Origin of the sequence: Bradyrhizobium sp. IC4059, assembly GCF_020193615.1 — a bacterium.
Taxonomy (GTDB): Bacteria; Pseudomonadota; Alphaproteobacteria; order Rhizobiales; family Xanthobacteraceae; genus Bradyrhizobium; species Bradyrhizobium yuanmingense.
In genome coordinates, this window is the sequence record NZ_JADYVH010000002.1 from 250,285 (window position 1) to 269,373 (window position 19,089).

Annotated in this window: 20 protein-coding genes; 15 read left to right on the forward strand and 5 right to left on the reverse strand. The window is 64.1% G+C overall.

Going from position 1 to position 19,089, the window contains the following annotated elements; all coding sequences use genetic code 11:
* Window positions 1-18 precede the first annotated feature (18 nt).
* From I6F12_RS07050 to I6F12_RS07060, 3 genes are read left to right on the forward strand one after another with little or no spacing between them, the layout of a single operon-like run.
* A complete protein-coding gene (locus I6F12_RS07050; protein WP_225155846.1) occupies window positions 19-732 on the forward strand; it encodes a PIG-L deacetylase family protein in 714 nt (237 codons plus the stop codon).
* Window positions 729-1,607: a hypothetical protein gene (locus I6F12_RS07055; protein ID WP_225155847.1), complete on the forward strand. Its 879-nt coding sequence runs from the start codon at window positions 729-731 to the stop codon at window positions 1,605-1,607. Before I6F12_RS07050 ends, I6F12_RS07055 begins: the two co-directional genes overlap by 4 nt.
* On the forward strand, window positions 1,607-2,530 hold the full coding sequence (locus tag I6F12_RS07060; RefSeq protein WP_225155848.1) for an NAD(P)-dependent oxidoreductase: 924 nt from the start codon (window positions 1,607-1,609) through the stop codon (window positions 2,528-2,530). The genes I6F12_RS07055 and I6F12_RS07060 overlap by 1 nt, the downstream gene beginning before the upstream one ends.
* On the opposite strand, the gene I6F12_RS07065 is transcribed toward I6F12_RS07060, so the two are convergent.
* On the reverse strand, window positions 2,531-2,854 hold the full coding sequence (locus tag I6F12_RS07065) for a hypothetical protein (protein ID WP_225155849.1): 324 nt from the start codon (window positions 2,852-2,854) through the stop codon (window positions 2,531-2,533).
* Window positions 2,855-3,050: 196 nt separating this feature from the next.
* Window positions 3,051-4,286, reverse strand: a complete 1,236-nt coding sequence (locus I6F12_RS07070) for an amidohydrolase family protein (RefSeq protein WP_225155850.1) — start codon at window positions 4,284-4,286, stop codon at window positions 3,051-3,053.
* A gap of 150 nt (window positions 4,287-4,436) precedes the next feature.
* Here I6F12_RS07070 and I6F12_RS07075 point away from each other — a divergent pair, with 150 nt between their 5' ends.
* On the forward strand, window positions 4,437-4,853 hold the full coding sequence (locus I6F12_RS07075; protein WP_225155851.1) for a nuclear transport factor 2 family protein: 417 nt from the start codon (window positions 4,437-4,439) through the stop codon (window positions 4,851-4,853).
* Here I6F12_RS07075 and I6F12_RS07080 read toward each other — a convergent pair.
* Window positions 4,850-5,608, reverse strand: a complete 759-nt coding sequence (locus I6F12_RS07080) for a GntR family transcriptional regulator (protein ID WP_225155852.1) — start codon at window positions 5,606-5,608, stop codon at window positions 4,850-4,852. The genes I6F12_RS07075 and I6F12_RS07080 overlap by 4 nt on opposite strands.
* Before the next feature lie 194 nt (window positions 5,609-5,802).
* Between I6F12_RS07080 and I6F12_RS07085 the strand changes: the two genes are divergently transcribed.
* From I6F12_RS07085 to I6F12_RS07105, 5 genes are all read left to right on the forward strand, one after another.
* Window positions 5,803-6,660 (forward strand): ABC transporter ATP-binding protein, encoded by an 858-nt coding sequence (locus I6F12_RS07085; protein WP_036001404.1) that lies wholly within the window; start codon window positions 5,803-5,805, stop codon window positions 6,658-6,660.
* Window positions 6,660-7,436: an ABC transporter permease gene (locus I6F12_RS07090; protein ID WP_225132862.1), complete on the forward strand. Its 777-nt coding sequence runs from the start codon at window positions 6,660-6,662 to the stop codon at window positions 7,434-7,436. Before I6F12_RS07085 ends, I6F12_RS07090 begins: the two co-directional genes overlap by 1 nt.
* A gap of 39 nt (window positions 7,437-7,475) precedes the next feature.
* Window positions 7,476-8,501 (forward strand): ABC transporter substrate-binding protein, encoded by a 1,026-nt coding sequence (locus I6F12_RS07095; protein WP_036034362.1) that lies wholly within the window; start codon window positions 7,476-7,478, stop codon window positions 8,499-8,501.
* Between the two features lie 16 nt (window positions 8,502-8,517).
* Window positions 8,518-9,951, forward strand: coding sequence for an amidohydrolase family protein (locus I6F12_RS07100; protein ID WP_225155853.1), 1,434 nt, complete (start codon window positions 8,518-8,520; stop codon window positions 9,949-9,951).
* Window positions 9,952-10,080: 129 nt separating this feature from the next.
* Entirely contained in the window at window positions 10,081-10,989 is a 909-nt protein-coding gene (locus I6F12_RS07105; RefSeq protein WP_036022387.1) for an amino acid ABC transporter substrate-binding protein, read from the forward strand.
* Window positions 10,990-11,010: 21 nt separating this feature from the next.
* On the opposite strand, the gene I6F12_RS07110 is transcribed toward I6F12_RS07105, so the two are convergent.
* Window positions 11,011-12,222 carry an acyl-CoA dehydrogenase family protein gene (locus I6F12_RS07110; protein ID WP_225155854.1) on the reverse strand — a complete coding sequence of 404 codons (1,212 nt, stop codon included), beginning with the start codon at window positions 12,220-12,222 and terminating at the stop codon, window positions 11,011-11,013.
* A gap of 31 nt (window positions 12,223-12,253) precedes the next feature.
* Window positions 12,254-13,879, reverse strand: coding sequence for a long-chain fatty acid--CoA ligase (locus I6F12_RS07115; protein WP_225155855.1), 1,626 nt, complete (start codon window positions 13,877-13,879; stop codon window positions 12,254-12,256).
* 171 nt (window positions 13,880-14,050) lie between these two features.
* Between I6F12_RS07115 and I6F12_RS07120 the strand changes: the two genes are divergently transcribed.
* The 6 genes from I6F12_RS07120 (at window position 14,051) to I6F12_RS07145 (ending at window position 19,063) form a co-directional block, all read left to right on the forward strand.
* Window positions 14,051-15,904: an NAD(P)/FAD-dependent oxidoreductase gene (locus I6F12_RS07120; RefSeq protein ID WP_225155856.1), complete on the forward strand. Its 1,854-nt coding sequence runs from the start codon at window positions 14,051-14,053 to the stop codon at window positions 15,902-15,904.
* A gap of 40 nt (window positions 15,905-15,944) precedes the next feature.
* Complete coding sequence (locus I6F12_RS07125; protein ID WP_036001257.1) at window positions 15,945-16,763, forward strand: lytic murein transglycosylase; 819 nt, start codon at window positions 15,945-15,947, stop codon at window positions 16,761-16,763.
* 113 nt (window positions 16,764-16,876) lie between these two features.
* On the forward strand, window positions 16,877-17,098 hold the full coding sequence (locus tag I6F12_RS07130; RefSeq protein ID WP_007592399.1) for a hypothetical protein: 222 nt from the start codon (window positions 16,877-16,879) through the stop codon (window positions 17,096-17,098).
* A gap of 12 nt (window positions 17,099-17,110) precedes the next feature.
* Entirely contained in the window at window positions 17,111-17,533 is a 423-nt protein-coding gene (locus I6F12_RS07135; protein ID WP_036001255.1) for a hypothetical protein, read from the forward strand.
* A 484-nt stretch (window positions 17,534-18,017) separates the two neighbouring features.
* The gene (locus I6F12_RS07140; protein WP_036001252.1) at window positions 18,018-18,464 is read left to right on the forward strand and encodes a MaoC family dehydratase; all 447 of its coding nucleotides are present in this window, start codon (window positions 18,018-18,020) and stop codon (window positions 18,462-18,464) included.
* An 86-nt stretch (window positions 18,465-18,550) separates the two neighbouring features.
* Complete coding sequence (locus I6F12_RS07145) at window positions 18,551-19,063, forward strand: hypothetical protein (RefSeq protein ID WP_225155857.1); 513 nt, start codon at window positions 18,551-18,553, stop codon at window positions 19,061-19,063.
* Window positions 19,064-19,089 lie beyond the last annotated feature (26 nt).

Sequence of the window (19,089 nt, forward strand, 5' to 3'; positions counted from 1 at the left end):
AACGAAAAGGAGTAGCCCATGAAAACAGGCCTCATCGTCACCGCCCATCCCGGCGATTTCGTCTGGCGCGCCGGCGGCGCCATCGCGCTGCATGCGAAGAAGGGCTATCGGATGAAGATCGTGTGCCTGTCCTTCGGGGAGCGCGGCGAGAGCCAGTTCGCCTGGAAGGAGCAGGGCGCGACGCTGGAATCGGTCAAGGCCGGCCGCAAGGACGAAGCGGAGCGGGCAGCCAGGCTGCTGGGCGCCGAAATCGAGTTCTTCGATTGCGGTGACTATCCGCTGAAGCTCACCGAGGCGCATTTCGACCGCATGGTGGACATCTACCGCGAGCTCAATCCGAGCTTCGTCCTGACGCATGCGCTGGAAGACCCCTATAATTTCGACCATCCGAACGCGGCGCATTTCGCGCAGGAGACGCGCGTGGTCGCGCAGGCCATGGGCCACAAGCCCGGCGCGCAGTACAAATACTCGGCCCCGCCGGTGTTCCTGTTCGAGCCGCACCAGCCCGAGCAGTGCAACTACAAGCCGGACACGATCCTCAAAATCGACGAGGTCTGGAAGGAGAAATACGAGGCGTTCCAGATTCTCGCCGCGCAAAAACATCTCTGGGGCTATTACGAGCGCGTCGCGCTCAACCGCGGCATCCAGGGCAGCCGCAACACCGGCGTGCCCATGACCTATGGCGAGGCCTATCAGCGCCTGTTTCCGACGGTTGCGGACGAGCTGACATGAAGCCGGTCCGCAACATCAAGCTGAAGGCCGTACTCGGCAGTCACCACCATGTGCAGGCGGTGAAGAGCGGGGCGCTCCGTTCCGACCTGTTCGATCTCGATTTCATCGAATACACGCCGACCAACACGGCGTTCAAGCCGATGGTGCGCGAGCAGGCCTTCGACGTCTGCGAGATGGCGATCGTCACCTATTTGATGGCGAAAGCGCACGGCAAGCCGCTGGTGCTGCTGCCGGCGACCATGCTCGGCCGCTTCCAGCATTCTTACGCTCTCTATAATCCCGCGCATGGGACGCTCGGGCCCACCGATCTCGAAGGCAAGCGCGTCGGTATCCGCTCCTTCACGACCACGACGGGCGCCTGGATCAGGGGCATCCTCGCCAACGATTGCGGCGTCGATCTCGACAGGATTCGCTGGATCACCTTCGAGGATCCGCATGTCGCCGAATATGTCGACACCACGGAGCGCGCGCCGAAGGACAAGAAGATCCTGCAGATGCTGCGCGACGGCGAGCTCGATGCCGTCCTCGGCGAGACCTCCGATGATCCCAAGCTGAAGCCGCTGTTTCCCGATCCGGCCGCAGAAGCCTCCAGATGGTATTCGCGGCGAGGCGTGGTCCCGATCAACCATCTCGTGGTCGTGACCGAGAGCCTGGCGAAATCGCGCCCCGACGTGGTCGCCGGCGTCTATGATCTGCTCAAGCGGAACAAGGCGCAGACGGGACCGACGGCAACGCCGGACCTCGTTCCGTTCGGGATCGAGGCCAACAGAAAACCGCTCGAGCTGATCATCGACTACGCATTCCAGCAGGCGCTGATCCCGCGCCGCTATACGGTCGATGAGCTCTTTGACGAGACGACACGAGGACTGAACTGATGGCAGGTGATCCCAGGCGCTGGCAGATCGGACTGGTCGGCTATGGCGAGGTCGGCCGGATTTTGGCCGAGGATTTGCGCCAGCAGGACATCAAGGTCTCAGCCTACGATATCAAGCTCGGCGGCGAGCAGGGCGCGCCGCTGCAGGAGCATGCGGCGAAATTCGATGTCTCTCTTGCAACTTCCCACGCAGAGCTGGCCGCGAAGTCCGACTTCATCATCTCCGCCGTCACGGCGAGCCAGGCCGTGCCGGTCGCAAAGGCCTGTGTGGCAGCGATCAATCAGGGCACCTGGTTTCTCGATTTCAACTCGGCCTCTCCTGGCGCCAAGCAGCGCGCGGCGGCGCTGATCGACGGCGCCGCCGGGCGCTATGTCGAGGGCGCGGTGATGACCTCGGTGCCGCCTTATCGCATCAAGGTGCCTTTGCTGCTCGGCGGACCCGGCGCGAGGGAGCTCGAGCCGCTGCTGAATACGATCGGTTTCGCGGCCAAGGTTGCCAGTGACAAGCTCGGCGTGTCCTCGGCCGTCAAAATGTGCCGCAGCATCATGATCAAGGGCCTGGAGGCCATGGTCATCGAGAGCTTCACGACGGCGCGTGCCTATGGCGTCGAGGATGCGGTGCTGCCTTCGCTTGCGGAAACGTTCCCCGGGATCGACTGGGAGGAGCTGGGCGCCTATTGCTTCCAGCGCGTGATCGAGCACGGCCGCCGCCGGGCCGAGGAGGTGCGCGAGGTCGCCGAGACCGTGCGCGAGGCGGGGCTGACGCCGTGGTCGGCGCAAGGCACGGCCGAGCGGCAGGCCTGGATGGCCGATCTCGCCGATGAGGGGCTGTTCGGGTTGAGGGGCAGCAGCGAATTCGCCCGCAGTGCGGACTGGCGCACCGAGGCGGACCGGATCCTGGCGAAGATCAATCGGACGAAATAGTCAGCTCAGGACCGGGTCGCGGGATTCGAAGCTCCCGACCTGGTCACGCGCGCGTTCGATGAGGTCGATCAGATTGCGGGATTTACGGACGAGCTGCTCGGTGGCCGGCTGGGTGCGGAACTCCGCCAGCACGGCGCGAACGCACTTGCTGGCGGCATCGAGCGTCCAGAGCGTACGGTTCACGTCGGCCTGCGTCTGGATGGCCGAGATATCGAGACCCGAGAGAACGTGGCCGATGCCGTCCAGCCGCTTCACCGCCGTATCGGTCGGCGTTCGGGCCTGGACGGAATCATCGATGCTGCTGAATGCGCTGAACGGACTCATACTTCCCCACTGAACGCAGATTGTCAGTGCACGTCCTAGTTATGGCGGCGCGGCCTGCCTCGCAATGCGTTGAGCTACGGTCCGGGATTCTACCGAACTCGGGTCGGCGCGGACCGGCGGTAAAATCGAACTGCAGTGGCTCCGCCGCCAACAAGTTCTGCGCGCGATTCCCGGGATATCGGACCCAGAACCGCTGTCAGCTCTTGAACAGGGTCGGCCGCGGCCGTGCAAATGTCTGCCGGCCGCGCTTGAAGCCCATCAGGACGTCAGGCAGCTCGGCGATGGCGAATCGGCTGTCCTTGGTATCGAGCACGATCAGATCGGCGGGATTGCCGACCTCGATGCCGTAGTCGGCGAGGTTCATCAGCCGGGCCGGCAGCTCGGTCACGAGGTCCAGGCAGGTGTCGAAGTCGCTGACCGAGGCGTGCGCGACGTTGGCGTAGAAGTTCGCCATCCGCAGCAGCGAGGCATCGCCGAACGGCGTGAAGGGATTGAGCACGTTGTTGGTCGCGACCGAGCAGAGCACGCCGTCGCCGGCAAGCTTGTGGGCGAGGGTCAGCCCGCGCGGCGCGTTGTGCGTGGCCTCGCGCCCCATCAGATAGAGATCGGTCGCGGGCAGGACGGTGACCGCAACGCCTGACCTTGCCAGTTGCGCAGTGGCCGCCTTCATCCGTTCGGGGGGCAAGGCCGACAGTTTCGTGGCATGGCCGATCGCGACGCGTCCGCCGTAGCTGCGCCGCTCGGTCTGGCGGCAGACCTCGTCGAGATGCCACCAGGAGGGATCGAGATCGAAATCGAGATGGAGATCGACGTCGATGTCGAATTCCTCAGCGAGATCGAAGATGCGCGCGAGATGGGCGTTCGGGTCGGTGTCCATGTAGGGACAGCCGCCAATGACCTCGCCGCCTTCGCGCAGCGCCTGGATCAGCAGCTCCTCGGCTCCGGGATCGTTGGTGAGGCCTTCCTGCGGGAAGACGCAGAGCTCGAGATCGATCGCCCAGGCGTAATCGCGCTTCAGCGCCTTGACCGCCTCGTAGCCGCGGAGGCCGATGCGGGGGTCGATCTCGACATGCGTCCGCATGCGCGTCGTGCCGTTGCCGATGGCGCGTTCGAGCACCCTGGCGCCGCGCGCGTAGACGTCCTCGATTGTGAAATCCTTCTTCATCCCGGCGACGGCGCGGATCGCCTCCGAGACGCTGCCGAGATCGTGGCCGCAGCGGCCGAGCAGGCAGGCCTTGTCCAGATGGATGTGGGTGTCGACGAAGCCGGGCAGGGCGAGGAGGCCGTCAACGTCGACCTCGGCGGCCTCGCAGGCCAGCTTTGGCGCGATCGCGGCGATGCGGCCGTCCTTCACCCCGATATCGACCGGTGCGGCGGAAGAGCGCAACAGCGCGTTGCGGAAGATCAGGTCGAAAGCGGCTTGGGTGGTCATGGCGTTGGATTCAGCTGCAGCAGCCTAGCCGAAGCCATCGGAGCGGGCAGCTCCAGATTGTGTGCAGTGCTGAGGCCGTATTGTCTAAAAAATGTGCATGCACTTTGAGGCCCGGATTGTAAAATAGCGGCGTCCCAAGAGAACCCCGCGATGTCTACTGCCGCAAAACCCGAAAGCCCGATGACCGACGCCGAGATCGTCGAAGCCTATCTCACCGCTTCGATGATACCGGATCCCGACGCCGCTGCGGCCTATATGAAGCCGGGCACGGCGATCACGTTCACCGGCGGGCGCGCGTTCGACCATCCGCGCGGGCCGACCGGCTTCAACGCGAAACGCTATCGCTGGGTCAAGAAGAAGATGGACCGGTTCGACGTCTGCCCGGGCCCGGACGAGACCGTCGTCTACAGCGTCGGCACGCTCTATGGCGAATGGATGGACGGCACGCCGTTCGAGGGCAACCGCTATGTCGATCGCTTCGTCGTGAGGGACGGGCAGATCGTGAAGATGGATGTCTGGAACGACAGCGCCGAGCGCATCCTCGTCCAGCGCGGCATCGAGGCTTAGCCCCTCCGCGCGATTTTCGGCAGCTTGACGACGCGATTGCTCGTCACCTCGTCCGCATAGGGTGCGAGGATGTCGAGCAGATCGCGGCCACGCTGCGGAGTGGGAGCGACCAGCGCACGATTGGCCACCGAATCCAGGTGATGATGCATCAATTCCATCACCTTGGCCGCATCGCCCTTGGCAAGCGCCGCGATGATGGCGCGGTGCTCGTTGATGGCGCATTCGGTGGAATGCGGCCGGCTGTACAGCGACAGCGTCAGGCAGCAGCGATAGGCGACCTCGCTGACATAGCGCACCAGAATCGGGCTGTTCGTCATATGGGCGAGCAGAATGTGGAATTCGGTCGCGAGTCGGATCGACACCGCATCCGTGCCGCCGCGGGCGCGATCCTCGGCATCGACATGGGCGTTCAGCTCGGCGATCTGCGCCTTGGTCAGCTTGCCCGCGAGCTGGCGCACGACGAGGCGTTCGAGCTCGATGCGGATGTCGAAGGCATCGCGCGCCTCCTGCCAGCTCGGCGTCGCCACCACGGCGATCCGGTTGCGGCGGAGCTCGACGAGGCCTTCGGCGGCGAGTTGGCCGAGGGCATGGCGGGCAATGGTGCGGCTGACGCCGAAACGTTCGCCGAGTGAATCTTCCGGCAGCTTGGCGCCGGGCTCCAGCGCCTGCTCGATGATGGCGCGCCGGAGCGCGCGGCAGATCACGCTGACCTTGTCCGACGATTCAGAAGTCTTGCTGCTGGCGCGTGCCGCCATCGGCGAATCCCATGGGAGTGATATCTCTCTTTAGCACAGGCTCGCGTCGATTCAGCGCTCCAATTGCATGCAGTTTGGCCTCGGGACTGCCTAAATCGAATCCGGCGGTTTGACGCGGGTTTCGGCTAGGCCATTGATTTCGCGGGGCTCGATCGCTGGCATCCAGCTTGCATGCACTTTTTTCCGTGATGCGCATGCAACCCAACGCCCAGTTCGACGGCCAGCCCGTTCCCGAAGGCTCTGCGACGATCGCCATCGAGCTGTCGGAGGCCTCGGTGACCTTCGGGCGCGGCGACCGCGCCGTGCCTGCTTTGTCGAAGACCACGCTCAAGATCGCCGACGGCGAGTTTGTCGCATTGGTCGGCCCGTCCGGATGCGGCAAATCGACCATTTTGCGGCTGGTCAGCGGCCTGGTGCAGCCGACCAGCGGCGTCGTCATCGTCGGCGGCCGCGAGGTGGCGGCTCGGGCGATGCGGGTCGGCATGGCCTTTCAGAACCCGACCATGCTGCCGTGGATGACGATCGAGCGGAACATCATGCTGCCGCTGAAGATCGTCGAGCCGTTCCGCTCGAAGTTCCGCAAGCTGCGCAAGACCGAATTCCGCGACAAGGCCAATGCGCTGCTGGAGCAGGTCGGCCTCAAAGGGTTTGGCAACCGCTATCCCTGGCAGCTCTCCGGCGGCATGCTCCAGCGCGCCAATCTCTGCCGCGCGTTGATCCACGAGCCGCGCATGCTGCTGCTCGACGAGCCCTTCGGCGCGCTCGACCAGTTCACCCGCGAGGAGCTATGGGCGATCCTCCAGAATCTCTGGATGACGCACAAGCCAACCGTGCTGCTGGTGACGCACGATCTGCGCGAAGCCGGCTTCCTTGCCAGTCGTATCTGCGTGATGAGCGCGCGTCCCGGCCGCATCCTCGACGACAGCCGCGTGGAGTTCGCGCGGCCGCGCACGGTCGCGATGACGTTCGAGCCGGATTTCGTCGCGCTGAACCAGAAGCTGCGCGCCTTCATCGAGGATGCGCGCAGCGCCGCTGAGCAGGGGGCAGGCTGATGTTAGGGATCGATGTCAGGCAAAAAGCGTGGTCGGCGGGGCTGATCGTGCTGTTCTTCGTCGCCTGGGAGCTGTTCTGCCTGATGACCGGCATGTCCGACCTGGTGCTGCCGCGGCCCTCGCAGGTCTTCGTGACGCTGGTCCAGCGCTTCCCGGTGCTGTGGCCGCACATCGTGCAGACGCTCGCCACCACCATGCTCGGCTTCGTGCTTGGCGTCGCGCTCGGCGTCGCCCTCGGCGCGATCATCGGCGTGTCGAAGACGGCCTACGACACCTGCTATCCGCTGCTGATCGGCTTCTCCTCGATCCCCAAGGTCGCGGTGGTGCCGATCTTCGTGCTGTGGTTCGGCTCCGGCACGGTGCCGGCGGTGCTGACTGCGCTGTCGATCTGCTTCTTCCCGATCGTGGTCAATATCGCGACGGGACTTGCCACCACGGAGCCCGAGCTCGAGGACGTCTTGAAGGCGCTCGGCGCCAGCAAGCTCGATATCCTCTGGAATGTCGGTCTGCCGCGCACCATGCCGTTCTTCTTTGCTTCGCTGAAGGTCGCGATCTCCTACGCCTTCGTCGGCGCGGTGCTGTCGGAGACGGTCGCCTCCAACCGCGGCATCGGCAACGTCATGATGACCGCGTCCTCCAATTTCAACGTGCCGCTGGTGTTCGCGGGCTTGTTCGTGCTCGCCGGGCTCGGTGTCGCGCTCTACGTCGTGTTCTCGCTGATCGAAGGACAGGTCACCGGCTGGGCCACGCGCAAGAACGACGTGATCGCCACCTGATTTCTTGAACCGTCACGCAACGAAGCTGAGGAGGTCTCGATGTTGAGGAAGTTAACCGCCGCGCTGCTTGGATTGGCGCTATCCGCAGGCGCCGCCACCGCGCAGGAGACCACGATCAAGTTCACGCTAGGCTGGAAAACCCAGGGCAGCGACGCTGCCTTCTTCTATGCCAAGGACAACGGCTTCTTCAAAGAGGAAGGCCTCAACGTCGTCATCGATCAGGGCGAGGGCTCCGGCGCCACCGTCACGCGCGTGATGTCGGGCGCCTATGACGCCGGCTTCGGCGACGTCAACGCCATCATCCAGAACGCCTCGACCAAGCCGCAGGAGGCGCCCGTCATGGTCTACATGATGTGGAACCAGCCGCCGTTCGCCATCGTCGCCAAGAAGAGCAGCGGCATCAACACCATCAAGGATTTCGAAGGCCGCACGCTCGGCGGTGCGCAGGGCACGCCGACGACGCGCCTGTTGCCGGTGTTCACGCGCAAGAATAGTCTCGACGGTGAGAAGATCAAGATCTCCAACATGGCGCCGAACCTGCAGGAGCCGATGCTGATCAAGGGCGACATCGATGCGGCCCTCGTCTTCAACATCACCAGCTATTTCAATCTGGTGCTCAACCGCCAGGATCCGGACAAGGACTTCAAATGGTTCTCCTTCGGTGAATATGGCCTCGATCTCTATTCCAACGGCGTGATGGTCTCCCGCAAGCTGATCGCCTCGAATCCGAAGGCCGTCGCGGGCCTGGTGCGCGCCATCAACAAGGGTGCGATCGCGATCGCCAAGGACCAGAATGCCGGCATGAAGGCGGCGCTGAACTACGACAATCTCATCAACGCCGAGGTGGAGAAGCGCCGGCTGCAATATTCCTTCGAGAAGCTGATCGTCTCGCCGGAGATGAAGGAGATCGGCATCGGCGACATCAAGGACGACCGGATGACGCGCGCGATCGGCATCGTGGTCGAGGGCTATCAGCTCGCCCGTGCGCCGACGCCGGCGGAGGTGTTCTCGCGCGAATTCCTGCCGCCGCGCGCGGAGCGGGAGCTGGTGTACACTGCCAACTGAACTTGGAGGAACAGCCATGGCCACGGAGGTCTCGGCAACCAGCCTGTTCCGTGGCCCTGACCGTGGCGTCAGCGAGAACGTCGTGCTGCGGCACGACGAGGGCGTCATCACCGAAATCTCGGGAGGAGCGGGGCCGGCGCCTCGCTCCTTCGTCATCCCTGCCTTCGTCAACGCCCATGATCATGCCCGTGCCACGGCGTCGTCCTTCGGTGCGGTCGGCATGCCCCTGGAAAGCTGGATTTTGCGAACCGCGCTGGGCTCGCCGGTCGATCCCTATCTGACCGCCGTCTCGGCATTGGCCCGTTCCGCCAAGGCGGGCTGCGCGGCGATGATGGTCCATTACACGCGCCCGAGCGGGACGATGCCGCTGGTGGACGAGGCCAAGGCCATTGCGAAAGCCGCATCCGACGTCGGGATTCGCATGGCGTTTGCATTGGCGGTGCGCGACCAGAATCCCATCGTCTACGGTGATGCCGCGCCCGTGCTTTCGGGGCTTCCCGGGGACGATCGCAAGACGATCGAGGATCTCTTCGTTCGCGCGCCGATGTCGCCGAAGGCCTATATCGAGCTGACCGATGCGATTGCCGCAGCCATCGCCGGACCGATGGTCGACGTGCAGCTCGGACCCGCCGGCGTGCAATGGTGCTCGAAGCCGCTGCTGGAGGCCGTCGCGGAGAACTCCGCGCGGACCGGTCGCCGCATTCACATGCATCTGTTGGAAACAGTTTATCAGCGCGCCTGGGCCGACCAGCACTTTCCGGACATGGTGCGCTGGCTTCGCGAGGTCGGCTTTCTCTCCGAGCGGCTGACGCTGGCGCATTGCATTCACGCCCGTCCCGAAGAGCTCGAGATGATCGCCGCCTCCGGCGCGCGCATCGTCACCAATTTCAGCTCGAACATGCATTTGCGCTCGGGCCTCGCCCCGATCGCCGCTGCGCACAGATGCGGCTGCGCCATCACTGTGGGCGTCGACGGTCTGGCGCTGGACGAGGATGACGACATCCTGCGCGAGATGCGGCTGGTGCAGATGGTTCACGGCGGGCTCGGCTTCAAGGCGACATGGACGCCCGCCGAGATGTTTGCGCTCGCCATCCGCAACGGACGCCATGCGACCGGGGCGCCCGGGAATGGTGAGCTCGCGGCGGGCAATCCCGCCGACTACGTCGTGATCGATCTTGACCGGCTCGATCGAGACCAGATCATGCCGGTCGATCCCATGGCGCTGCTGTTCGCGCGCGGCAATGCGTCGCTGGTGAAGGAGGTGGTCGTCGCCGGCAGGACGATCGCGCGGGACGGGGTCTGCGCAGGCGTCGACCTGCCGGCTGTCGAGCAGGAATTGCGGGCGATGTATCGCGCCAATGTCGGCAAGCTCGACAGCTTCCGGCGGATGTGGCCGTCCCTGTCGGATCGGTTGAGCGGCTGGTTCGAGCAGCAGCTGACGTGCCAGTGAAGCAGCGTCCGTTTGGCCAGTATTGAAAAGCGCGATAGCTGGTAGTCGCTGTCCCGTCTGGCGGACGCTGCATGTGTCGGTTATCACCCCCCTCGCGATAAGGCCGACGACCCCATTGAGGAGCAACTGATGCGTCTACCCGTTCTTTTCCTTGCCCTGACAAGTCTTGCAGGCGCGGCGTCAGCCGAAGACCTCGCTGGCACGCTCCAGAAGATCAAGGAGACCAAGAAGATCACGCTGGGCTATCAGGAGGCCTCCGTCCCATTCAGCTATCTCGACGGCAACCAGAAGCCGGTCGGCTTTGCCATGGACATCTGCCTTCGTATCGTCGAAGCCGTGAAGAAGCAGCTCGGCATATCAGACATTTCGGTCGAGACTGTCGCGGTGACGTCCTCGAACCGGATTCCTTTGATGGTCAACGGCACGCTCGACCTGCATTGCTCGGCGACCACCAACAATGCCGACCGCCAGAAGCAGGTCGCCTTCACCAACACGCACTTCCTCAGCGCGACGCGGTTCGCGGCCAGGAAGGCGGCGAGCATCAAGACCATCGACGATCTCAAGGGCAAGGCGGTCACGGCGGTCGCGGGATCCGTGAACCTGACGCAGCTCGCCAAGGTCAACACCGAGCGCAATCTCGGCATCAACATCATGCCGGCCAAGGACCAGGCCGAGGCATTCCTGCTGCTGGAGACCGACCGCGCCCAGGCCTACGCGCTCGACGACGTCCAGCTCGCGGTCGCGATCGCGCGGTCGAAGGAGCCGCAAGCTTACATGATCAGCGAGGAGGCGTTCTCCAAGCCCGAGCCCTACGGCATCATGCTGCGGCGAGAGGATGCGCCGTTCAAGGCGCTCGCCGATCGCGCCACCGCGGAGCTTTATGCCAGCCCCGAGATCGAGGTGCTCTACAAGAAATGGCTGCAATCGCCGACGCCGCCGAACGGCCTCAACTACAACGTCCCAATGTCATCGGCCTTGCGCAACGCCTTCAAGAAACCGAGCTCGAGCGCCGATCCTGACGTCTATGTGGTGAACTGAAGCGAAGGAAGAGCGCCTTTCTTACGCGTTCGAGTATTTCTTCAGCTCGAGCCGCGCGATCTGGTTGCGATGGACCTCATCGGGTCCATCGGCAAGTCGCAGCAAGCGCGCGGTGGCGTAGGCCTGCGTCAGGCCGAAATCGTTCGAGGTGCCGCCGCCGCCATGGGCCTGAATGGCCCAGTCGATGATCTGACAGGCCATGTTGGGCACGGCGACCTTGATCATTGCGATCTCTGCCTTCGCCACCTTGTTGCCGACCGTGTCCATCGCATGGGCCGCGTTCAGCGTCAGTAGCCGCGCCTGCTCGATCATGATGCGCGCCTCCGCAATGCGCTCCTGCGTCACCGTCTGCTCCGAGACCGGCTTGCCGAAGGCGACCCGGCTCCGCACGCGGCGGCACATCTTCTCCAGCGTGCGTTCGGAAAGGCCGATCAGCCGCATGCAATGATGGATGCGGCCGGGCCCGAGACGGCCCTGCGCAATCTCGAAGCCGCGGCCCTCGCCGAGCAGCATGTTTTCCTTGGGCACGCGCACATTGGTGAACACCACTTCGGAGGCGCGGTCGGGCACGCCGTAGAAGCCGAACACGGGCAGGGGACGCTTGACCTCGATGCCCGGCGTGTCCATCGGCACCAGGATCATGGATTGCTGCTTGTGACGGTCGGGATTGTCGGGGTCGGTCTTGCCCATGAAGATGCAGATCTTGCAGCGAGGGTCGGTCGCGTTGGTGGTGTACCATTTGCGCCCGTTGATGACGTAATGGTGGCCGTCCCGTACGATCGAGCTCTCGATGTTGGTCGCATCGGATGATGCGACCGCCGGCTCGGTCATGGCGAAGCAGGAGCGGATTTCGCCCGCGAGCAGCGGCTTCAGCCAGCGCTCCTTGTCCTGCTCGCTGCCGTAACGCTCCAGCACCTCCATGTTGCCGGTGTCGGGCGCCGAGCAGTTGAAGACTTCAGGAGCAAGGTGCGAACGGCCCATCACCTCGCACAGTGGCGCGTATTCGAGATTGGAGAGGCCCGCGCCGTGATCGCTCTCGGGCAGAAACAGATCCCACAGCCCCTCCGCGCGCGCCAGCGGCTTAAGCTCCTCGACGACCGGATAGACCTTCCACGGCCCGAGCTCTTCAGCCTCGCGGTAGAAGCGCTCCTCGTTCGGATAGATGTGCCGGTCCATGAAGCTTTCGAGCCTGCGCTTGAGCTCGACGACTTTCGGCGACATCGGATAGAGCATTTTCTGGTCTCCTTGATCGACGGCGAGCGGGTCACGCGACCCGGTACTCTTTGAACCTATCGCGCAGAGCGGATTTCAGCACCTTGCCGGTGCCGGTCATCGGAAATTCGTCGAGGAATTCGACGGCGTCCGGCAGCCACCAGCTCGCGATCTTCGGACGCATATGCTCGAGCAGCGCCTTGCCGTCGACGGTCGCGCCCTTCTTGCGGACGACGAGGAGCAGGGGGCGCTCCTGCCATTTCTCGTGGCTGATCGCGACGACGGCCGCTTGCAGCACGTCGGGGTGGGACAGGGCGATGTCCTCGAGCTGGATCGAGGAGATCCACTCGCCGCCGGACTTGATCACGTCCTTGGAACGGTCGGTCAGCGTGACGTGGCCTTGTGGGTCGATCACGGCCATGTCGCCGGTGATCAGCCAGCCGTCGCGGTCGAGGCCTTCGTCCAGCTTCATGTAGCCGGAGGCGACCCAGGGGCCACGGGCGCGCAGATGGCCGACGGTCTTGCCGTCGCGCGGCAGCTCGTTGCCGGCATCATCGACGATGCGCAAGGCGGTGCCGAAGCAGGCGCGGCCGGAGACCTGGCGCCGGTCGAATCTCTCCTTCTCGCTGAGATGCTCCGAGCCGGGCCGCAGGCCCGGCATCGAGCAGCCCAGCGCCTCGGTCATGCCCCAGGCCTGGATGTAATCGACATTGTACTCGCGCTTGAGCTTCTCCACCATCGCGCGCGGCGGGGCCGAGCCTGACGACAACGTCGCGCGCAAGGTCGAGAATTTGTTGCCGGTCCGCCCGAGCCAATCGAGCAGGATCAGCCAGAAGCTCGGCACGCCCGCCGACAGCGTCACCTTCTCGCCTTCCAGCAATTCATAGAGCTTGTCCGGCTCGTAGTTGCGGCCGGGCAGCACGAGCTTCGATCCCGTATAGGGCGCTGTGAACGGCATGTTCCAGCCATTGCCGTGGAACAGCGGCGCCATCGGCATCATCACCTCGCGCACACCTTCGACATGTCCCGGCAGGAAGTCGAAATTGCAGCAGGTCATGGTCTGCAGGATCGCGGCGCGGTGCGAGTAGATTACGCCCTTTGGATTGCCCGTCGTGCCCGACGTGTAGCAGATCGTCGAGGCAGACTTCTCGTCGAACTCCGGCCAGGCGAAGCCGGCATCGTTCTCGCGTTCCAGAAGCTCTTCGTAACAATGCACGTTCGCGAGCTTCGTCTCCGGCATCCGCTCGCGCGAGGACATCACGACATAGGCTTCGACCGTCGTTAGCTGGGGCGCGATCGCCTCCACGATCGGCAGCGTGGCGCGGTCGATGTAGAGCAGGCGGTCCTCGGCATGGTTGATGATGTAGACGAGCTGCTCGGGAAACAGCCTGGGATTGACCGTGTGCAGCACGTAGCCCATGCCCGGCGCGGCGTAGAACATCTCGAAATGCCGGTGTGTATTCCAGGCCAGCGTTCCGACGCGGTCGCCTTGCTTCATGCCTAGCCGCTTCAGCGCCAGCGCCATGCGCTTGATGCGCGGATGGGCGTCGGCGTAGGTGTAGCGATGAATGTCGCCCTCGATCTCGCGTGCGACGATCTCGGCTTCGCCATGATAATCGGCCGCATACTGGATCAGGCCGCTGATCAGCAGCGGCATGTCCATCATCAATCCCTGCATGGTCTCCCTCCGGATGGTCACGTCGTTGCGTGGCTCGTGATTTGCGCTCGAGGTTAGCGGAACGTCACGCAGCGTTCACGCAAAAAACAATCAGCGTGATTGCATGCCGCGCTTTTTCGGCGCTAACGTGCGGTGAGCTGCCGGCGAAGCAGCATGCGCGGGAGGAATCGAATGTCAGCGGAAAGACACAAGACCGATGCAAGCGGCGCTTCTACGGTCGATATTTCCGCCCTCCGTGCCCGTTATCGCGACGAGCGCGACCGCCGTCTGCGCGCCGAGGGCAAGGCGCAGTATGTCGAGGTTGCGGGCGAGTTCGGCCGTTATCTCGACGACCCCTGGGCCGATCCCGGATTTGCGCGCGCGGCCGTCGACGAAGCGACCGAAGTGCTCATCGTCGGCGGTGGCTTCGGCGGCCTGCTGTGTGGCGCGCGATTGCGCGAGGCCGGCATCGCGGATTTTCGTATCGTGGAAAAGGCCGCCGACTTCGGCGGCACCTGGTACTGGAATCGTTATCCCGGCGCCGCCTGCGATACCGAGAGCTATATCTACCTGCCGTTGCTGGAAGAGACCGGTTACATGCCCGTGCGCAAATATGCCCGGGCGCCGGAGATCTACGAGCACTCGCGCCGCATCGGCCGTCATTTCGACCTGTACGAGCGCGCGCTGTTTCAGACCGTCATCTCGCGGATGACCTGGCAGGAGCATGAGGCGCGGTGGCTGGTCGAGACGAACAGGGGCGACCAGATCCGCGCGCGCTTCGTCATCCTCGCCGGCGGTCCGCTGAGCCGTCCGAAGCTGCCGGGCATTGCCGGCATCGAGACGTTCAGAGGTCACAGCTTTCACACCAGCCGCTGGGATTACGGCTACACCGGCGGCAACGCGGATGGTGGCCTGACCGGTCTTGCCGGCAAGCGCGTCGGCATCATCGGCACCGGCGCCACCGCCGTGCAATGCGTGCCGCATCTCGGCCGCTCCGCCAAGGAGCTCTATGTGTTCCAGCGCACGCCGTCCGCAATCGGCGTTCGCGACGATCGTCCGACGGACCCGGCCTGGGCGCAGAGCCTCAAGCCAGGCTGGCAGCGCGAGCGCATGGACAATTTTACCGCCGTGATTTCAGGCGAGCCGTTCGAGCAGGACCTGGTGCAGGACGGCTGGACCGGCCTGCTCGGCGAAATCCTGCTGGCACCGCGCCGGCAAAAGCAGCCGGTGACCTCGATTGAGGAAGCGCTGAAGGTCATCGAGCAGGCCGACTACCGCAAGATGGAGGAGATCCGCGCGCGCGTCGACACCGTGGTCAAGGACGAGGCGACCGCGACTGCGCTCAAGCCCTGGTACAAGGCGTTCTGCAAGCGGCCCTGCTTCCACGACGAATATCTGGACACCTTCAACCGTCCCAACGTGCATCTCGTCGATACCGGGGGGAAGGGCGTCGAACGCATCACCGAGAATGCCGTCGTCGCCGGCGGCAAGGCCTACGAGCTCGACTGCCTGATCTATGCCAGCGGCTTCGAGGTCGGCACCGATTACGCGCGCCGAATGGGCTTCGAGGTCTATGGCCGCGACGGCATGAGCCTGTCCGAGCGCTGGCAGGACGGCGTCAAGACGCTGCACGGCTTCTACAGCCGCGGCTTTCCGAACTGCTTCCTGATCGTCACCGTGCAGGCCGGCCAGAGCGCCAATTTTCCGCACATCATCGACGAGCAGTCGCAGCACATCGCCTATGTCATCAAGCAGGCGCGCGAGCGCAACGCACGCACCCTGGAGCCGACGCTTGCGGCCGAGAACGCCTGGGTCGAGGAGGTCGTCAAGGCCGCGCTCGGTCGGCAGACCTATCTGGCCGAATGCACGCCGGGCTACTACAATAACGAAGGCGTGTTCGATCCGATCGCGGCAAGAAACAGCCAATATTGGCGCGGGCCGGTGGCATTCCTGCGGCTGCTCGACAAATGGCGCAAAGAGGGCAACCTGGAAGGCCTCGAATTGTCCTATGATCGGGCCATGGAGTCGGCGCATTCCAGCGGGTAAGATTGCGCCGCCGAGCGGTACAGGACAGGAGAGGTCGGGCATGATCAGGGGCAGGGCTGTTGCGGGAGCGGTTCTTGGCGCAATGACGCTGCTCGGTTGCCTGGCATCCTCCGCCGAGGCCGCGCAATGCGGCAGCTCGCCGGCCGGCTTCGAGGCCTGGAAGCGCGAGTTCAGCGCGGAGGCGCAGGGCAAGGGCATCGGCCCCACCGCGCTGTCGGCGCTGATGCAAACGAACTATGCCAGCGCCACGATCGCGGCCGACCGCGGCCAGCGCAGCTTCTCGCTGACGCTGGACCAGTTCCTGGCCAAGCGCGGCGCCACCACCATCGTCGCCAAGGGCCGGCAGCTCAAGCAGTCGCAGGCCGCCTTGTTCGCCTCGATCGAGCAGCGCTATGGCGTCCCGCCCGGGCCGCTGATCGCGATCTGGGGCATGGAGACCGGCTTCGGCAGCCAGCGCGGCAACCAGAACATGCTGTCGTCGATTGCGACCCTCGCCTATGACTGCCGCCGTCCCGAATTCTTCACCGACCAGCTCTATGCCGCCCTGAAGCTGATCGACCGCGGTACGCTGTCGGGATCGACCCGCGGCTCCATGCATGGCGAGGTCGGCCAGACCCAGTTCATGCCCAAGAGCATTCTGGCCTACGGCACCGGCAATCTCGAAGTTGCGGCCAATGCGCTGAACTCGACCGCGAATTTCCTCAAAGCCCATGGTTGGCGTGCGGGAGCCGGATACCAGCCGGGCGAGCCCAATTTCGCTGCCATCGAGGCTTGGAATGCCGCTGGTGTCTATCAGAAGGCGATCGCGCTGATGGGCCGGCAGATCGACGAGGGCGGGAGTGCTGCGGCCTCACGCTGAGCTCTTGCTCAGCGACGTGTGATGCGACGGCGAGAGAAAGTTGTTGCCTTCTGGAACCGACGGCACGAGGTTTGCTTTGATCAAGTTCAGGGCTGGGCATGAGGAGACTCAACATGGCTACCCAGATCGTGATGGACCAAACTGGCGATACGCGCCACGAGTTTGATCCTGGCAACGCCGAGGCGCTGGCGCGAGCCGAACGGCGCTTTCGTGAGCTGACCGGAGCGGGCTTCACCGCCGCGCTTCGAACCGGACCCGGCGAAGTGACCCGGATCCGATCGTTCGATCCGACCGCGCAGGAAACGCTGTTCTATCCCCGCCTGGTCGGCGGTTGATCTGAGCTGCTCATGATCGCGGCAGTTTGGCTCCGCGCGCCGGCGCGTGCGCGCCTGCATGCGCTGCGTGAACTCTATCGCCGCTTCTTCGGCGAGAACACGCCGGATGCGCGCGGCCGCCGGCTTCTGGCCGAATGGCTGTCACCGGCGCAGCGCGCTCAATTCGAGCAGTTTCGGTATTTCGACGTCGTCGGTTGCGACACCGGCCGGACCTATCGCATCCACTACGGCACAGCCGCCAACGTCCACGAGGTCGATAGTGAGGGGCGCGCGACGATGGGGTGGTGCTTCGTCCCGTCAGGCTTCCTGGTACCGGGCGATGTGATGTTGGCGCAGAAGATCGCGCTCGAGACGGACGAGAGAGGGGCGCTTGCGCTCGCCAACCGGTTTCCGCCGGCGACGCATTCCGAGCACTTCTACCGGCGACCTTTCTAGAGCATGATCCGGAGGAAAAGTGCGGAGCGGTTTTCCAAAAGGATCATGCTCAAACAACAACCTAAAGCGCGATGACGATTCATCCTAATCGCATCGCGCTTTAGCGTCAGAACGGTCAGGAATGCGTAGTGCGGTAAGCGTCGAACGCATGCGCCGCGAAGACGCCGATGCTGCACAGCGCGAGCAGGGCTGAGATCAGCTCGATCATAGCTCGTCCTCCCGCAGCGGCTGGGCAACGAGATTCTGGCAGCACGAATATTCGTAGATCAGGTCGAGGATGAACTGCATGGTGGCCGTCCCTGTATTTATTTTGACAACTACTTAAGCGGCCATCTGTTTCAGGCGTGTTTCGTCGCATCGGGAAAGGGGTTTCGTCAGGAACCTTGCGCTGGTTTGTGCGCTGCGGGCCCGCTATATCCCTCATGGCTCAGTCGATTTTGAGCCGTCTCTTCGGGAGCGGCACGTCATTTTGCGAGGCAAAATCATGGCGCAGGTCGAGTGGTTCGACGATCTCACCATCGGAATGCAGTTCAAATCCCCCGAAGTCGTGGTCACCGAGGCCGACATCAAGCGCTTTGCCGCCGAGTTCGATCCGCAGCCGATGCATCTCGACCACGAGGCGGCGAAGCAGACCCTGTTCAAGGGGCTTGCCGCCTCGGGATGGCACACCGCCGCGATCGCGATGAACCTTGCGATCCAGACCCGTCCGTTCGGCCCGCATCCGCTGATCGGCGCCGGGGTGGACGGCCTGCGCTGGACCATGCCGGTGCGGCCCAACGACCGCCTGCATCTGGTCGGCGAGGTCATGAGCCTGACGCCGTCGAAATCGAAGCCGCAAGGCATCGCGCTGGTGAAATGGACCATGTTCAACCAGAACGGCGAGGAGGTTTACACCTTCACTCCGATCGCGATCGTGCCGCGGCGGGGATAGGACGGCCGCCCGCCGTTCGCCTCGCCCTCTTGCGAGCCGCCGGGAGAGGTGGTCATCTCGGCGCGGGGAACGCGCTGGAGGCCGACATGAAACGATCTCTTCTTGCCGCCAGAATTCTCGCTTGCGTCTTGAGCGCAACCGCCTCGAGCTCGAGGCCCGCGCTTGCGCAACAATCCAAGGTCGGCGACTGGACCATCGAGAAGCGGGCGCAGGACACCCATTGCAATGCCAGCCGCGGCTACAAGGACAAGGATGACGAGAACCGTGAGTACGTCATCGTGATCACCTATTCCGAGCAGGCGATCGTGATCGTGATGATCTACGACGGTTGGGAATGGGACAAGGCCGGTGAGATCCTCCGGGCCGATGTCGGCACCGACGATGCCGACATCATGAAGAAGGCCAAGTGGGAGGTCATGGACAAGACGACGGTGCGCGGCATCTTCGCATACGACCAGTCGATCATGGACCGCCTCGCGAAGGCCAAGCGCCTCACGCTGGACTTCGAGGACGACGACGATGACAGCATCGAGATGCAGATCCCGCGGGCCGGCGAGGCGCTGGCGGCGCTGAAATTCTGCGAGGAGAACCGGAAATGATGGTCCCGCCGGGGGCGTGCCGCGGC

Coding starts and splice junctions, on each gene's coding strand:
- I6F12_RS07060 (WP_225155848.1), top strand. CDS start 1,607: ATGGCAGGTGATCCCAGGCGCTGGCAGATCGGACTGGTCGGCTATGGC.
- I6F12_RS07140 (WP_036001252.1), top strand. CDS start 18,018: ATGGCGCAGGTCGAGTGGTTCGACGATCTCACCATCGGAATGCAGTTC.
- I6F12_RS07070 (WP_225155850.1), bottom strand. CDS start 4,286: ATGACCACCCAAGCCGCTTTCGACCTGATCTTCCGCAACGCGCTGTTG.
- I6F12_RS07135 (WP_036001255.1), top strand. CDS start 17,111: ATGATCGCGGCAGTTTGGCTCCGCGCGCCGGCGCGTGCGCGCCTGCAT.
- I6F12_RS07120 (WP_225155856.1), top strand. CDS start 14,051: ATGTCAGCGGAAAGACACAAGACCGATGCAAGCGGCGCTTCTACGGTC.
- I6F12_RS07055 (WP_225155847.1), top strand. CDS start 729: ATGAAGCCGGTCCGCAACATCAAGCTGAAGGCCGTACTCGGCAGTCAC.
- I6F12_RS07100 (WP_225155853.1), top strand. CDS start 8,518: ATGGCCACGGAGGTCTCGGCAACCAGCCTGTTCCGTGGCCCTGACCGT.
- I6F12_RS07145 (WP_225155857.1), top strand. CDS start 18,551: ATGAAACGATCTCTTCTTGCCGCCAGAATTCTCGCTTGCGTCTTGAGC.
- I6F12_RS07050 (WP_225155846.1), top strand. CDS start 19: ATGAAAACAGGCCTCATCGTCACCGCCCATCCCGGCGATTTCGTCTGG.
- I6F12_RS07105 (WP_036022387.1), top strand. CDS start 10,081: ATGCGTCTACCCGTTCTTTTCCTTGCCCTGACAAGTCTTGCAGGCGCG.
- I6F12_RS07090 (WP_225132862.1), top strand. CDS start 6,660: ATGTTAGGGATCGATGTCAGGCAAAAAGCGTGGTCGGCGGGGCTGATC.
- I6F12_RS07095 (WP_036034362.1), top strand. CDS start 7,476: ATGTTGAGGAAGTTAACCGCCGCGCTGCTTGGATTGGCGCTATCCGCA.
- I6F12_RS07110 (WP_225155854.1), bottom strand. CDS start 12,222: ATGCTCTATCCGATGTCGCCGAAAGTCGTCGAGCTCAAGCGCAGGCTC.
- I6F12_RS07085 (WP_036001404.1), top strand. CDS start 5,803: ATGCAACCCAACGCCCAGTTCGACGGCCAGCCCGTTCCCGAAGGCTCT.
- I6F12_RS07065 (WP_225155849.1), bottom strand. CDS start 2,854: ATGAGTCCGTTCAGCGCATTCAGCAGCATCGATGATTCCGTCCAGGCC.
- I6F12_RS07115 (WP_225155855.1), bottom strand. CDS start 13,879: ATGCAGGGATTGATGATGGACATGCCGCTGCTGATCAGCGGCCTGATC.
- I6F12_RS07080 (WP_225155852.1), bottom strand. CDS start 5,608: ATGGCGGCACGCGCCAGCAGCAAGACTTCTGAATCGTCGGACAAGGTC.
- I6F12_RS07075 (WP_225155851.1), top strand. CDS start 4,437: ATGTCTACTGCCGCAAAACCCGAAAGCCCGATGACCGACGCCGAGATC.
- I6F12_RS07125 (WP_036001257.1), top strand. CDS start 15,945: ATGATCAGGGGCAGGGCTGTTGCGGGAGCGGTTCTTGGCGCAATGACG.
- I6F12_RS07130 (WP_007592399.1), top strand. CDS start 16,877: ATGGCTACCCAGATCGTGATGGACCAAACTGGCGATACGCGCCACGAG.